13 protein-coding genes are annotated in these 13,634 nt (G+C 70.8%); 6 read left to right on the top strand and 7 right to left on the bottom strand.

Annotated features, from left to right (window positions below; all coding sequences use genetic code 11):
* Positions 1–66 precede the first annotated feature (66 nt).
* The 5 genes from M8445_RS03645 to M8445_RS03625 all read right to left on the bottom strand — a co-directional run bounded on the left by M8445_RS03645 (position 67) and on the right by M8445_RS03625 (position 5,034).
* A complete protein-coding gene (locus tag M8445_RS03645) occupies positions 67–1,182 on the bottom strand; it encodes a glycosyltransferase family 2 protein (RefSeq protein ID WP_273989760.1) in 1,116 nt (371 codons plus the stop codon).
* Positions 1,179–1,871, bottom strand: a complete 693-nt coding sequence (locus tag M8445_RS03640; protein ID WP_273989758.1) for a 1-acyl-sn-glycerol-3-phosphate acyltransferase — start codon at positions 1,869–1,871, stop codon at positions 1,179–1,181. The genes M8445_RS03645 and M8445_RS03640 overlap by 4 nt, the downstream gene beginning before the upstream one ends.
* Positions 1,861–2,907: a carotenoid biosynthesis protein gene (locus M8445_RS03635; RefSeq protein WP_273989756.1), complete on the bottom strand. Its 1,047-nt coding sequence runs from the start codon at positions 2,905–2,907 to the stop codon at positions 1,861–1,863. The genes M8445_RS03640 and M8445_RS03635 overlap by 11 nt, the downstream gene beginning before the upstream one ends.
* A complete protein-coding gene (locus M8445_RS03630) occupies positions 2,907–3,341 on the bottom strand; it encodes an NUDIX domain-containing protein (RefSeq protein WP_273989755.1) in 435 nt (144 codons plus the stop codon). Before M8445_RS03630 ends, M8445_RS03635 begins: the two co-directional genes overlap by 1 nt.
* Positions 3,342–3,498: 157 nt before the next feature.
* Positions 3,499–5,034 carry a phytoene desaturase family protein gene (locus tag M8445_RS03625; protein ID WP_273989754.1) on the bottom strand — a complete coding sequence of 512 codons (1,536 nt, stop codon included), beginning with the start codon at positions 5,032–5,034 and terminating at the stop codon, positions 3,499–3,501.
* Positions 5,035–5,190: 156 nt separating this feature from the next.
* Here M8445_RS03625 and M8445_RS03620 point away from each other — a divergent pair, with 156 nt between their 5' ends.
* Positions 5,191–5,421: a hypothetical protein gene (locus tag M8445_RS03620; RefSeq protein ID WP_273989752.1), complete on the top strand. Its 231-nt coding sequence runs from the start codon at positions 5,191–5,193 to the stop codon at positions 5,419–5,421.
* 32 nt (positions 5,422–5,453) lie between these two features.
* Here the strand turns inward: M8445_RS03620 and M8445_RS03615 are convergent, their stop codons facing one another.
* A complete protein-coding gene (locus tag M8445_RS03615; RefSeq protein ID WP_273989751.1) occupies positions 5,454–6,053 on the bottom strand; it encodes a GNAT family N-acetyltransferase in 600 nt (199 codons plus the stop codon).
* Complete coding sequence (locus M8445_RS03610; RefSeq protein WP_273989749.1) at positions 6,050–6,475, bottom strand: ketosteroid isomerase-related protein; 426 nt, start codon at positions 6,473–6,475, stop codon at positions 6,050–6,052. Before M8445_RS03610 ends, M8445_RS03615 begins: the two co-directional genes overlap by 4 nt.
* Positions 6,476–6,679: 204 nt before the next feature.
* On the opposite strand from M8445_RS03610, the gene M8445_RS03605 reads away from it, so the two are divergent.
* The 5 genes from M8445_RS03605 (at position 6,680) to M8445_RS03585 (ending at position 13,549) form a co-directional block, all read left to right on the top strand.
* Positions 6,680–8,173: a hypothetical protein gene (locus tag M8445_RS03605; RefSeq protein ID WP_273989747.1), complete on the top strand. Its 1,494-nt coding sequence runs from the start codon at positions 6,680–6,682 to the stop codon at positions 8,171–8,173.
* Between the two features lie 145 nt (positions 8,174–8,318).
* The gene (mutY, locus tag M8445_RS03600) at positions 8,319–9,371 is read left to right on the top strand and encodes an A/G-specific adenine glycosylase (RefSeq protein ID WP_273990822.1); all 1,053 of its coding nucleotides are present in this window, start codon (positions 8,319–8,321) and stop codon (positions 9,369–9,371) included.
* A gap of 72 nt (positions 9,372–9,443) precedes the next feature.
* Positions 9,444–10,274, top strand: a complete 831-nt coding sequence (locus M8445_RS03595) for an isoprenyl transferase (protein ID WP_273989745.1) — start codon at positions 9,444–9,446, stop codon at positions 10,272–10,274.
* 367 nt (positions 10,275–10,641) lie between these two features.
* Positions 10,642–11,139 carry a hypothetical protein gene (locus M8445_RS03590; RefSeq protein WP_273989744.1) on the top strand — a complete coding sequence of 166 codons (498 nt, stop codon included), beginning with the start codon at positions 10,642–10,644 and terminating at the stop codon, positions 11,137–11,139.
* A gap of 64 nt (positions 11,140–11,203) precedes the next feature.
* Positions 11,204–13,549: a hypothetical protein gene (locus M8445_RS03585; RefSeq protein ID WP_273989743.1), complete on the top strand. Its 2,346-nt coding sequence runs from the start codon at positions 11,204–11,206 to the stop codon at positions 13,547–13,549.
* Positions 13,550–13,634: the final 85 nt, after the last annotated feature.

The raw sequence follows: 13,634 nt of genomic DNA, 5'->3' as shown, positions 1-13,634 counted from the left end.
TGCGGCAAGGCCCTCTCCCCAACGGAGAGGGGACAGAAGCCTATTGATGGGTGTGAGGGGTCTCCGTCACTGCCGGTACTCGCGGCCCTTCCAGGTGACGGTGCGGCGCAGGGCGCGGTGGTACACGGGCAGGGCCAGCAGCGGCGTGAGGGGGCCGAGCAGGCCCTCGGCCAGGTCGGCGGGGGCGCGGCGACCGGCAACCACGCTGACCAGCGTGCGTTCCAGCAGCCCGGCCACGCGCAGGGCCGTCCAGCCGGGGCCGCGTAGCCAGGGGCGCAGCAGCCACGGCAGGGTGTACGCGCCCAGGTGCCCGGCGGCGGCCAGCAGCAGCAGCGGCCGCGAGTGAAAGTGCAGCGGCAGGACGTTCTTGCTGAAGCCCGCCACCGACTCCGGGTACGTGCGGTACATGCGCACGCCGATGCACGCGCGGCCTAGCGCCGTGGACACCAGGAACCCCTGTGCGCCCAGGTGCTGCGCGAGGCGGGTGTCTTCCAGCACCTCGGCGCGGACGGGCGCGTACCCGCCCACGCTGCGCAGCGCGGCGCGGCGGAACGCCATGACCTGCCCGTTGGCGATGGAAGTCATGGGGTGGCGCAGGCGCGTCAGCGGAAACGGGAAGTACGACAGCACCGCCGCGTCCACCAGGGGCGTCAGCAGGCGGGCGCCCAGGCCCGCGTTCGACTGCCGGGGCTGGATGCTCAGCAGGTCCGCGCCCGAACGGGTCAGTTCGCTCAGCAGGCCGCCCAGCGCGCCCGCGTGCCAGTCCACGTCCGCGTCCGTGAAGATCAGCACCTCGCTGCGCGCCGCGCGCAGCAGTTGCTGGCAGGCCCAGGGTTTCCCGTTCCAGCCGTCCGGTCTGGGCTCGCCCGTCAGGACCCGCGCGCCCAGGCGGCGGGCCACGTCGGCGGTCCCGTCGCCGCTGCCGTCGTCCAGCACCAGGACCTCGAAGGCCCCCTGGGCCAGCACGCCGGGCAGGGTACGCGGCAGGTTGTGCGCCTCGTCCCGCGCGGGAATCAGGATGGACACGCGCGGCCCCCTGGCCGGGGTGGGCGCGGGCCGCAGGCGGGGGAAGGTCACGGCGTTCACGGCCAGCACCGCCGCCTTGGTCGCCAGCCAGCCCAGCAGCAGCGCCTGCACGGGCCGCTGCGCCCGCCCCCACGCGGGAGTCCAATGAATCCTCATCCTCTGTCCCCAGTGATCCAGGTCAGCAGCCTGGAGGGCAGATCCACCCGTTCCGAACGGCTCGCGCGGCCCGGCACGGCCCGCAGGTACCCGGCGGGCGGCGATTCCGGGTCGCTGTCCAGCAGCTCGGCGTCCAGGGCGGCCAGTTCACGTTGCAGGGCGTCCTCCAGCGCCGCCCCCGCCACCGGCCACCCGAAGCGCACGAAGGCTTCGGGCGCCTGTGCGCCACGCATCACGACCCGCAGCGCCACCGGCACCAGCGGCACGTCCGCCGCGCCCGCAATCCACACCGCGCCCGGCTGCGCGGCCCGCAGCGGCCCGGCCGGCTGCACCGCGCCCTCCGGGAACACCACCAGCCACCCCACCCGCGCCCGGCGCACGCCCACGCGGACCTCGTCGGCCCGCACCGCGCCCACCCGCCGCAGGAACGGAAAGCGCGACAGCTGCCGCGCGCCCATCAGCACCGTGAACTCGCTGCCCGCCCACAGGGCCGCCTCGCGCAGCACGTACCCGTCCCACCAGCTGTGATGATTCGGGGCCAGAACCGCGCCGCCCGCCGGGACCGGCCCGCGCACCCACACGCCGCCCAGAGCGCCGCGCACACTGCGGCTCACGCTGCGCGACAGCAGCCACGTCGTCCAGGCGTGCCGCCCGCCCCCAGGCTGCCCGGACCTGGGCTTACCGGGCACGGGCCACCGCACGCCGACCCGGCCGCAGCGCCCGCGCCAGCCCCAACCCCAGCCCCATGGCGCTCAGCGTCACCGCCGCCTCCGCGTAGCGGCCCACCAGCACCAGTCCGCCCGGCAGGAAGAACGCCTCGGTCGCGTACACCACCCGGAAATCCAGGCCCTCGCCGGCCCGGCGCGCACCGGGCAGCAGGCTCAGGGACGGCACGCGGCTCGCCTGCACGTTCCCGTCCACCCGCTCCAGCCAGCCGGGCAGCGCCCAGCCCACCCCGGCCCGCCCGAACAGCCCCGGCGCCAGCCCCGCGAACACCCACGACAGGCCCCACCCGACCGCCCACCAGCCCAGGAAGTTCTGCACCGGCGCGCCCGCCCACAGCGGCAGCGGATCCGTCCACGTCCAGTACCCCTGCGCGGTCATCAGTGGCTCCAGGCCCACGTCCCACAGCATCATCAGGGCGCCCGCCAGCCACGGCCGCCCGCGCGACAGGCTCGTGGCCGTCAGCGTCAACGCGAACCACCCCAGCGGCACGATCAACGGCACGGTCAGCAGCGTCGGCGCGGGCGCCCCCGCGTACGTGTACTCCCCGAACGGAATGCCCGTCCGGCTCCCCAGCAACTCCACGCCCAGCCCCACCCCGAACGACACGACCAGCATCAGCGCCGCCCGCAGCCACCCCACGCGCTCCCACACGAACGCCAGCGCCGCCGCGCACAACGCCGCCGTACTCGCCAGCCCCAGCACCGGGAACCCCTCCGGCCACAGCGGCACCGGAATCTTCAGCGCCACGTACAGCGCCACCAGCGCCATCCACAGCCGCGTCGCCGACAGCAGGCCCGCCAGCCGCTCGCCCAGCACCTCCGGGAACGCCGGACCCAGCGCGTCCCCCGCCAGCGCCAGCACGCCCGACAACGGCAGGCCCAGCGCAATCAGAACCCAACCCACGGGATTCCTGCCCATGACCAGCAACGCCCCCAGGAACGCCACGCCCAGCGCCGCGAACGCCAGTCCGAACCGCCACACGGTGGGGGAGAACCTCATCAGGACTCCTCACCCCGGCCCTCTCCGCAAGCGGCTCTGACGAGTCCCCCAGGGAGAGGGAGCTGAACAAGCGCTGTGAAATACGCGCGGGTCGCGTCCGACACGTCGTCGGGGAGGGCTGCCAGCGGCCACCAGCGCACCTGCGCCGCGTCATCCGAGGCGCGCGGCTCCCCACCTGCAAAGTCGGCTGTGAACACGTGCGTCTCCCAGGCGACCACGTTCCCCTCCGGGTACGTGTGCCGGTGAGGGAACACGCCCAGCCCCCGCAGCGCGCCGACGCTCAGGCCTGTTTCCTCGCGCAGTTCACGCCGCGCCGTGTCCTCCGGCAACTCCCCGGCCTCCGCGCCGCCGCCCGGCACGTCCCACAGGGCATTATCGCTCCGGCGGACCAGCAGGACGGTCTCAGCGTGCAGGACAACAACGCCTGCACCCACACGGCAGTTCAAGTCTCCCTGCCCATGAGATGGGTGGGAACGCGGCGGGGTGGCCCCCTCACCCCCGGCCCCTCTCTCCTGCGGAGCTCTGCGAGTCTCGCCAGGGGAGAGGGGGGAAGCTACATCCATGCTCCATCCTCCATCCACCATCAACTGCTCACCGCCACCGGCGCCTCGTCAGGTCTTTGACGAGGACCTGCGCGGCGTTGCGGCCGGAGGCGCCCATGATGCCGCCGCCGGGATGGGTGCTGGCGCCGGTCAGGTAGAGGCCCTGCACGCCGGGCCAGCGGTACTGGCTGGCTTTCATCCAGGGGCGGAAAGAGAACATCTGGTCGAAGCTCATCTCGAGGTGCATGACGTTGCCGCGGTGCAGGCCGAGGTTCGTCTCTAACCACTGGGGCGTCTGCACGAGTTCGCCGACGATGGTGTCGCGGGTGCCGGGTGCGTAGTGTTCGAAGGCGTTCAGGATGTTCTCGCGGGCCTCGGCGGTGCGGGTTTCCCATGAACCGCTGCTCAGTTCGTAGGGGTAGTACTGCGCCCAGAGCCACAGGGCCTCGCCGCCGGGCGGGGCGAGCGAGTCGTCCACGGCGCTGAAGCTCATGGCGATCAGGGGCGGGTCCTTGGTGGGTTCGCCCGCGAGGTACTCGCCGTAGCCTTTCATGAGTTGCTGTTCGTTCTTGATCAGCAGGCCCAGGCCGACGCGGCTGTCGGGTTCCTTGTGGTGGCGGTACTTGACCTTCTCGCTCAGGGCGAGGCGCAGGACCATGCCGAAGCCGTTGCCCACGCGGACCTGCCGGGCGGCAGCGGGTACGAACTCGTCGGGGAGGGCGCCAGCGGTGGTCAGGATGTGCGCCCCGGACACGACGGCGCGGGCCGTGTACGTCTCGCCGTTCTCCAGCCGGATGCCCTGAGCCTTCCCATCCTTGACCAGGATGTCCTTGACGGGCGCGTTCACGAACACCTGCCCGCCGTCCGCTTCGATGGCGCGTTTCAGGGCCTGCGTCAGACCGCCGGAGCCGCCCTTGGGCCGCGCGACGCCGCCCTCGTGGTACAGCGGGTGCCACAGCAGAAACGGCGCACTCAGCGGGTCGCTGGGCGGGGGGCCGCTCTGCGCCGCCATCCACACCAGCGGGGCGCGTACCCGCTCGTCCGTGAAGTACTCCTTTGCCACGTCCCCGTACGGGCGCAGGATGCGCGGCAACTGCTCCATCCAGTCCTTGCCCTTGCCGCTGCTGACCACCATCTTGCCCATGTCCAGAGGTCCCGGCGCGGAGTTGAACAGGTCCGCCACGCTGCGCGCAAACGGCGTCCAGTCGTCCAGGAATTTCGTGTACGCCTCGCCCTGACCGGGGAACAGGGCCTCGAGTTCCCGCGCTGTGCGCCCGGCGTCCCGGTGGATGAACCAGGGCGTCTCGCCGTCCGACGCGTGGAACATCGGGTCCACGTCCAGGTAGTGCAGGCCGTGCCGCGTGAGTTCCAGTTCGCGCACCACGGGCGTCATGCGGATCAGGATGTGCGCGCTGCCGCCGTAATCGAAGCGGTACCCCGGCACGAGTTCCTCGGTACTCACGGCGCCCCCCACGATGTGCCGCCGCTCGAACACGCCCACCTTCAGGCCCGCCTTCGCGGCGTACGCGGCGGTCACCAGCGCGTTGTGGCCCGCGCCCATCACGATCACATCGAAATCCGGCATCCCGCGCAGTCTGCCACGCCCGCGCCAGGGCAGAGCGTCAGCAATCCGCCAGAACGCAGGTCTGCGGGGACGGGCCCGGCGGGGCGCGGGGCGTGATTCTCAGCCGGAGGATGCGCGACAGAGGCGAGTAAGAGTGCGGGGGGTACGCTGCGTGGCATGTTCGGTCGCCGCGTACCCCCCCATATCGTGTTCGCCTCTAGCGTTGCGCTGGCCGTGCTCTGCGCGGTCCTGGCGTTCCTTGCCACGCAGTCCCAGAGTTGGGTGTGGGTGGCGGTGGCGGCCGTGCTGGCCGTGTGGTTCGCAGTGGACGCCTTCCGGTCGTTCTCGTGGGCGCAGGCGAAGAAACGCCTGGATGCCGAGAAGGCCGCCCAGAACGGTCACCGCTGAGCGGTCGGCCCGTTCCTTTCACCCGTCCGTGACTATCCCCCTGCCTGGGTTTTCCTGATCCAGTAGCGCATGGGTTTGGGCGTTTCGTGGTCGTCGCCCAGGTCCTTCCAGGTCAGGGTGGTGGTCAGGTCCGGGCGTTCGGTGTAACCGCGCGCGGCCCAGAAGGCGTGGTGCGTGCGGTACGGGGTGGGCCGCGCTGGGTGGTCGTCTGGGCGCTGCACGGCACAGAACGCGGTGGTGTTCAGGCCCAGGCGTGCGGCGTGCGCCTCGCGGTGGTCGAAGAAGGCGTGACCCAGGCCGCGCCCGCGGTACTCGGCTTTAAGGACGCTCTCGCCCAGGTACAGCACGTCAGTCGGGTCGAATTCCGGGGCGTGCAGGGGCGCGCGGATGTCGTCGGTTTCCTGCGTGAGCGGCAGGGCGCTGCTGGCGCCGATCACGTCCTCGCCGTCGCGGGCCAGCACGATGATGGCGTCGGGGGCGTCCAGGTACGTCTGCAGGTAGCGTTCCTCGTAGCCGGGGTCGCCGTCGTACAGGTACGGGTACGCGCGGAACACCAGGGTTCTCAGGCGGGCCAGTGCCGGAATGAACGGCGCGAGGTCCGGCCCGCCGACCGTGGTGACGCTCAGGCTCAAGCGCTGGCCTGCTCGACCTGCCGGGTCCAGTCCGCGAGGTTGTAGTAGTTGGTCACGCGGGCGATCTTTCCTCCGCGCACGTCGAAGAACGCGCCGACCGGCAGCACGTAGCGCTGCCCCTGCGCTTCGGGCAGGCCGGGGTCGGTGCGCAGGTACTCGCCGTGAATGACGAACTCGGCACTGGCACGCGTGCCGTCCGGGGTGGCCATGACGACCAGATCCTCGGCGCGCTCGCGGTAGTGGGCGTCCATCTTCGCCAGGAAGGCGCGGAAGGCGTCCAGGCCGGTCTGCGTGTCGCCCTCGTTGATGTCGTGGCGCACGTCGTCAGTCAGCAGGGCCAGCATGCCCGCCGCGTCGCCGCGGTTGAAGGCGGCGTAGTAGGCCTGCACGAGCTGAACGGCTTGCAAGGTGGCGTCGGTCATGCCCGTCAGGATACGGCAGGGGCCCGGCCGGGCCGTCCGTGCGCGGGTCATGGAACGCCCAGCCTCCCCTCATGAGGCCCGGTGATGCTGCCCTGCGAAGAAATGTGCGGTTGCACGCGAGTATTTCTGCTAGTTTAGGAACAATTTACCCACACCTGCCGCGCCCAGAACGCCCAGGGACGCTTTCAACGGAGGAGTCAACGCGTGAAATCAATCCGGTACATCGTTACCCGCCCCTGCCTTCAGGAAGGCAGCCTGCGCCTCCTCAAGTACCTCGAAAGCACCTTCCCGAACGCGGGGCCCGCCGTGCTGGTCGACGAGAAAGGCGATGAGCACGCGGTGCAGGTGGACCTGGACCGCATGCGGGTGTGGGGGCTGGGCGGGCTGTACCACGCGCAGCACCTGGGCGTGAACGACGTACTGACGCTCACGCCCCTGGCACCGGGCAGGTATCAGGTCGAGGCGGTCGTGAAACCGCACGCGCCGGCCCCGCAGCCGCGCCGCGAGACGCCCCGCCCGCCCGAAACGCGCCGCGTGGTCGTGTCGTCCACCCCGCACGTCCGCGAGATCCGCATGCAGACCGTGCCGGTCACCCCGCCCGCGCCGGCGCAGAAGTCCGGCGCGGCCCGCCCGGACGGCCAGAAGGACGGCGCGCAGAAGGAAGGTGGGCAAAAGGACGGCGGGCAGAAGGCGCAGGCCGCCGCCCCGGAGGCCCGCGCGGCCGAGGTGCGCGTCACGGAATCCCGGGTCACTGAGGTCCGCACCCCGGAAGCCCGGGTGGCACCGGAAGGCCGGGCCACCGAATCCCGTCCCGCCGGGAACCGTGTCACGGACGCCCGGACCTCCGAACGCCGCGCGCCTGAAGCGGCCCATGCGCCCTCGGGTGCCACCGGCCGGTCTGCCGCGCCCCTGCGCCCGCTGGACGTGAACTTCGACCTGCCTCCTGCTGGCCCGGCTGCTAGCCCGGCGGCTGTCCTGACGGCTCCCGCCGTGCCTGCCGCGCGGACGGACGCGGCGACGCTGGACGCCGTCACGCTGGATGCCGGGGCGCAACTGGCCGAACTGGCCGCCCTGACCGGCTACCGCCTGGAACACCTGGGCGGCGGCGTGCTGCGCCTGAACGCCGAACTGGGCACCCACGGGTACTCGGTGCTGGTCGCCACCAGCGAGAGCGCCGTGCAGACGCCCGCCTGGAAGGAAAACGCCGATTACTGCGTGCTCCTGACTGACGAGGACAGCCGCCCGGCGAACACGCCCTGCCTGACGCGTGAGGCGCTGGCCGCCCTGATCGAGCACGCACAGCTGGCGCCGCTGTCCCCGGTGGACCTGCGCGGGTACTGGAAGGCCGGGAGCATCGACCTGGAATCGGCGGCCAGCGTGGCGGAACTGGTCAGTTCTCACCTCGCGCAGCGCGGCGCGTTCAGTTTCGTGCTGCTCACGCTGTCGCAGCAGCCGGCGCATTCGGTGGTCAGCGTGCCCCGCCTCGCCGAGCGGCTGGGCAGCGGCGTGAACTACGCCGAACTCGGCAGCATTCTGGACACCCTGACCCGCGCGCCCTTCCTGGCCCTGACGCCCCTGCCGGGCGGGCAGTACCTGCTGCGCGTGGGCGTGCCGGAACTGCTGGCCGACCTGTCCGAGTACGCCGATGGCGTTCGCCGCCGCGTGCGCGCCCCCTCCCGCGAGGCTGCGCGGGCCTGAACGCCGCCCACCCGTCCTGCACCCCGGAGAGTCGAAGCTCCGGGGTGTTCTGTTGTGTCGTTGCAGGTGCAGGGAGCTGCGTGGGATGGTGTCGGGCGCGCCCGTCGCGCAGTCCGGGTGGCTCTACACTGCCCGCGTGACCCGTATTGCATCCCCCGCCTCCGCGCCGCCCGCCGCTGCCCTGGACCCGGCTGATCTGTCCGCGGTGCGTGCAGCGCTGCTGGCGTGGTTTGGGCGCACGGCCCGCACCCTGCCCTGGCGCGGCGGTCAGGAAGGTGCGCGGGACCCGTACCGCGTGTGGGTCGCGGAAATCCTGCTTCAGCAGACGCAGGTGGCGCGCGGAACGGTCTACTATGACCGTTTTCTGACAGCCTTCCCGACCGTGCAGGATCTCGCGGCCGCGCCGCAGGAAGCGGTGCTGAAAGCCTGGGAGGGCTGCGGGTACTACGCCCGCGCCCGGAACCTGCACCGCGCCGCGCAGCAGGTCGCGCAGGATGGCTTTCCCCACTCGTACGACGGGTGGCTGGCCCTGCCGGGCGTGGGACCGTACACGGCGGCGGCCGTCAGCAGCCTCGCCCTGAACGAGGCCCGCGCCGTGAACGACGGCAACGTGCGCCGCGTCCTGGCCCGCCTGCACGCCGAACCCCAGCCCACGCCCGCCTGGGTGCAGGCCCGCGCGGACGCGCTGCTGGACTCGGCGCGGCCCGGCGCGTGGAACGAGGCCGTCATGGACCTGGGCGCGACCGTCTGCACGCCCGCCGCCCCCCGCTGCGGCGCGTGCCCGCTGCAACCGTGGTGCGCAGCGTTCGCGTCCGGGGCGCCCGCCGCCTACCCCGCCCCGAAGGTGCGCGCCGCCGTGCGGGACGTGCCGGTGGTGGCCGTGCTGATCGGCACGCCGCAGCAGGCGGTGCTGGAACGCCGCGTGGGCGCGCTGCTGGGCGGCCTGATGGGCCTGCCCGCCGAACCGCTCGCCAGCGGCGAGACCCCGCAGGCGGCCCTGGAGCGGCTGTGCGCGCGTCTGCCTGCCCACCCCGGGGCGTTCCTGGGCAGCCTGACTCACGTCATGACGCACCGCCGCGTCACGCTGCACCTGTACGCCGCGCAGGCTGACCTGCCGCGCCACTTGGTTGCACAGGAGGCCCTGTCGCGGCTGGATCAGAAGGCGCTGGCCCTGGCCGCGCAGCCCGCGCTGCTGTGACCGCGCGGGCGCACAGGACCGCCTCGTCCGTTCGGGGGACGAGAACGCCGCCCGCGGCGTTAGACTGAGTGCATGTCGCGTGAGCCGCTCAAAGTCGCCGTTCAGTCCATTCAGAAAACGCGGAATGCGGCCCGCGGCGCCCTGCTGTGGGGCTACGAGCAGCGTCTGGCACGCGAGGTCACGGCCCACGGTCACCTGCCCCGCCACCTGGGCCTGATCCTCGACGGGAACCGCCGCTTCGCCCGCGCCAGCGGCATCCAGCGTGAAATGGGCCACTCGTTCGGAGCGGACAAGGCCCACGAGGTCCTGCAGTGGTGCCTGGAACTCGGGATTCCCGCCGCGACCATCTGGGTGCTGTCCACCGACAACGCCAGCCGCGACCCGGCCGAACTGGCGCACATCCTGGGCCTGCTGGAAAAGGAAGCCCGGAACCTCGCCACCGATCCCCGCATTCACGCCAACCGCGTGCGCGTGCGCGCCATCGGGCAGCACGACGGCTTCCCGCCGCAGGTGCTGGCCGCCCTGAAGGACCTGGAAGAGAAAACCGCGCACTACGACGGCATGCGCCTGAACATCGCCGTCGGCTACGGTGGCCGCGAGGAGATCGTGGACGCCGTCAAACGCCACCTGAACGCCGAGGAGCAGGGCGGCCGCACCCTCGCGCAGGCCGCCGCCGACCTGACTCCTGAGCACATCAGCGCGCACCTGTACGCCGCCGACATCCCGGACCCCGATTTCATCATCCGGACCAGCGGCGAGATCCGCCTGTCCGGGTTCATGCTGTGGCAGAGCGTGTACTCCGAGTACTACTTCTGCGACGTGTACTGGCCCGGCTTCCGCCGCGTGGACTTCCTGCGCGCCCTGCGTGACTTCCAGGGCCGCGACCGCCGCTTCGGCCGGTAGGTTCCGCTGTCCCGGTCATGCCCGTGCCGACCCCTGCTGTCGCCACGCCGTCCCGCGTCATCCGGGGCGGTTTCGTGCGGGTACGCCTTCCGGCCTGCCGGGCCGGCTGCACAACACCCCCAGAGGGGGGAATGCAGATCTTCTTGACGGCATCTGCCGGGTGTGCCTGACAGAAACCGGCTCCTGCATGGAGTTTTTTGCGTTACCCGTGAGGTGCGAGACCCGGCAAGCCACCTGTGAAGGCCCATGCTGCCGGAATTCTCACAAAGAATGTAAGTAGGTGGTAAGACGCGGATTCTTACGCTGCGAGCAGTTGTACGCCCGGTCTGCTCTGCACAGCCCGGCCAGCCGCCCTCAAGGAGAACGCATGAACATCCGCATCCCCATCATCCTGAGTACCCTGCTGATCGGCACGGCCCTGGCTCAGAACGCCAGCCCGCTGAGCCTGGACCTGAGCACCGCCCTGGTCCGCAGCGTCAAGGTCGACGGCAAGGTCACCGAGCAGCTGTCCCCCAGCCCCAGGAACGTGCTGCCGGGTGACCTGATCAGCCAGGTCGTCACGGTCCGCAACACCTCCAGGAACGTCCTGGCCAGCGTGCCCGTCACGCTGCCCGTGCCGAAGGCCACCGTGTACGTCGCCCCGGAAAAAGGGATGAACGTGGCCCTCACCGAGTACTCCATCGACGGCGGTAAGACCTTCGCCGTGGCCCCACTGAAAAAGAAGATCACGGTCACCGAGAACGGCAAGAGCGTGATCAAGGAGGTGGAAGTGAAACCCAGCGAGTACACGACCGTCCGCTGGACGATCCGTGAAATCAGCGCCAACCAGTCACTGAAATTCGGTTACCGCGCCCAGGTCCGCTGACTTCAGCTCAGAGTTTCACCCCGCCCGCCCCGACCCGCCCACTTTCTTTTCCCGGAGGAAAACCATGAAACGTAGCACCCAACTGATCGCCCTGATGGCCGCCCTGGCCGCCGGTTCCGCAAGCGCCGCTGGTACCCTGGCCGGCACCACCATCGAGAACACCGCGACCGCCAGCTTCGATGACCCTGCCACCGGCGCTCCCCTGAACAGCACCTCGAACACCGTGCAGACCGTCGTGCTGCCCAAGCCCGACTTTGACATCGTTTACACCGACGGCACGGCCGACGCCAACACCATCACCACCACCCCGGTCCTCACCACCGGCGCGGTCCCCGGTCAGATCATCACCACCCCTTACTCGCTGGTCAACAAGGGCAACACGCCCCTGGACATCACCGTGAACGCTGACACCACCGGCAGCGCTGCGGGCTCGACCGTCAAGTACTACCGCGTGAATCCGGACGGCAGCCTGGGCGCCGAGATCACGCCCGGCACCCCCGTGACCGTCACCCCCGACGATCCCGCCACCGCCGCCGACGAGGGCATCGTGAAGATCGCGCAGGTCATCACCCTGCCCACCGACCCGGCCCTGATCAGCCCCACCAGCGTGTTCGGTGCGTCCCCCGAGGGTACCGTGGCCGGCACCGCCGGCGCCGATCCCCTGGTCACCCCCGGCAACGGCTACGCCAGCGGCACCACCGTTCAGGAAGAGAACAAGGCGGTCAACACCGATCTGCAGTTCACGCGCATCACGGTGTACGCCCCCGCGCTGGACAACAACCCCAACAGCAACCCCGGCACGCCCGTCGACAGCGCCGGCAACCCCCTGCCCCCGGCCAGCGTGCCGCCCGTCACCAGTGTCAGCGTGCCCACCGAAACGGTCGGCAAGGTGGGCGACAACACGCCCGTCGTCAGCGCGCCCGGCTACGTCACGCCCGCCCCCACCACGCCCCCCGCCACGCCCAGCCCCGTGCCCGGCGGCGCGACCGACCCCACCCCCGGCGGCACGCCCATCGCCACGAACGTCGCCGGTGACGAGCAGATCGCCTACCCGATCGCCGACACGAACGCCACGCCCGACCGGGTCGTGTTCACCAACACCCTGACCAACACCGGCGGCGCGACCGACAAGGTCCAGCTGTTCCCCGCGCTGGCCGACGGCACGCCCGACCCCGCCTACACCTTCGACCCGGCCACCGGCGTGTTCACGAACACCGCGACCGGCGTCACCATCCGCTTCCTGGATCCGGTCACGGGCGAACCCATCAAGGTGTCCGTCGACCCCACCAACCCGACCGTCGCGCAGTACCCCACCGTGACCGTCCCGAACGGCAGCACCGCCGTGTACCGCACGGAAGTCACCTACCCCGACGTCAACGACTCGGCCCCCATCAGCCCGGTCAGCGTGATCATCGGCGCGGACTCGCTGAAGGACGCCGACCTGGTGTCGAACAGCAACACCAAAAACACCATCCTGCCGCCCGCCGCGCAGTTCGGTGACGCCACCGGCACGCTGGGTGCCGTCGTTACCCCCGCCCCGGTCCAGACCGTGAACCCCAACGGCGTGGCCAGCGGCATCAGCAGCCCGGACATCGCGGACAAGACGGCCGTGTTCCCCATGGACGTCGTGAACAACGGCCAGTACAACGACAGCTACACCCTGAGCGGCACCGTCACCGTCCCAGTGATCGACCCCGTGACGGGCGCCACGACCACCACGGTCGTCCCGGTCCTGTACTACGCGCCGGACGGCTCCCTGCTGCCCCGCGTCAGCACCGACCCGGCCAGCCCTGACTACAGCAAGTTCATCACGCCCGTCGTCGCCCCCGGCACCGAGTACAAGCCTCTCGCCGTCATTCAGATTCCGACCGGCACGGCCACCGGCGACTACACCGTCACGCAGAACGCCGTGGGGAACTACAGCACCATCCCCATGACCGACACGAACAACATCGTCCGCGTGGCCCCCGCCGGGACCGTGGCCGTCGCCAAGTTCATCGCCAAGGCCGGCGTGGCTGCCGGGACCGACCCCAAGAACGGCATCGACAACCCCACCGACTACACCGCCAGCGGCGCGAACGGCGCCAAGCCCGGCGACACGCTGAGGTACAAGATCATCGGTAAGAACACCTACAACACCGCCGTGACCAAGTTCTTCCTGAGCGATACCGTGCCCGCCAACACCACCTTCGCCAGCGTGGCCCTGAGCCCCGTCCCCACCAAGACCATCTACCGCGTGACTCCTGTCGGTAGCACCACGGCCGGCGCCTGGAGTGCCACGGCCCCCGCCGCTGGACTGGCTGCCGGTACCGTGATCGACGTGGCTGTTGACGCCGATAACAACAACATCCCCGACGCCCTGGCCCCCAGCGGCACCCTGACCGCCGACTTCACCGTCACCGTCAACTGATCTACCCGAGGCGCGCCCTGCACTGAGGCGGGGCGCGCCTCTTCACAACAGCAGAACCAATATTGAATTTCGCACATTTGAGTGC

Origin of the sequence: Deinococcus aquaticus, from assembly GCF_028622095.1 — a bacterium.
GTDB lineage: Bacteria > Deinococcota > Deinococci > Deinococcales > Deinococcaceae > Deinococcus > Deinococcus aquaticus.
Note: the sequence above shows the minus strand (reverse complement) of the source record. Positions and strands in the feature narration are given on the sequence as shown.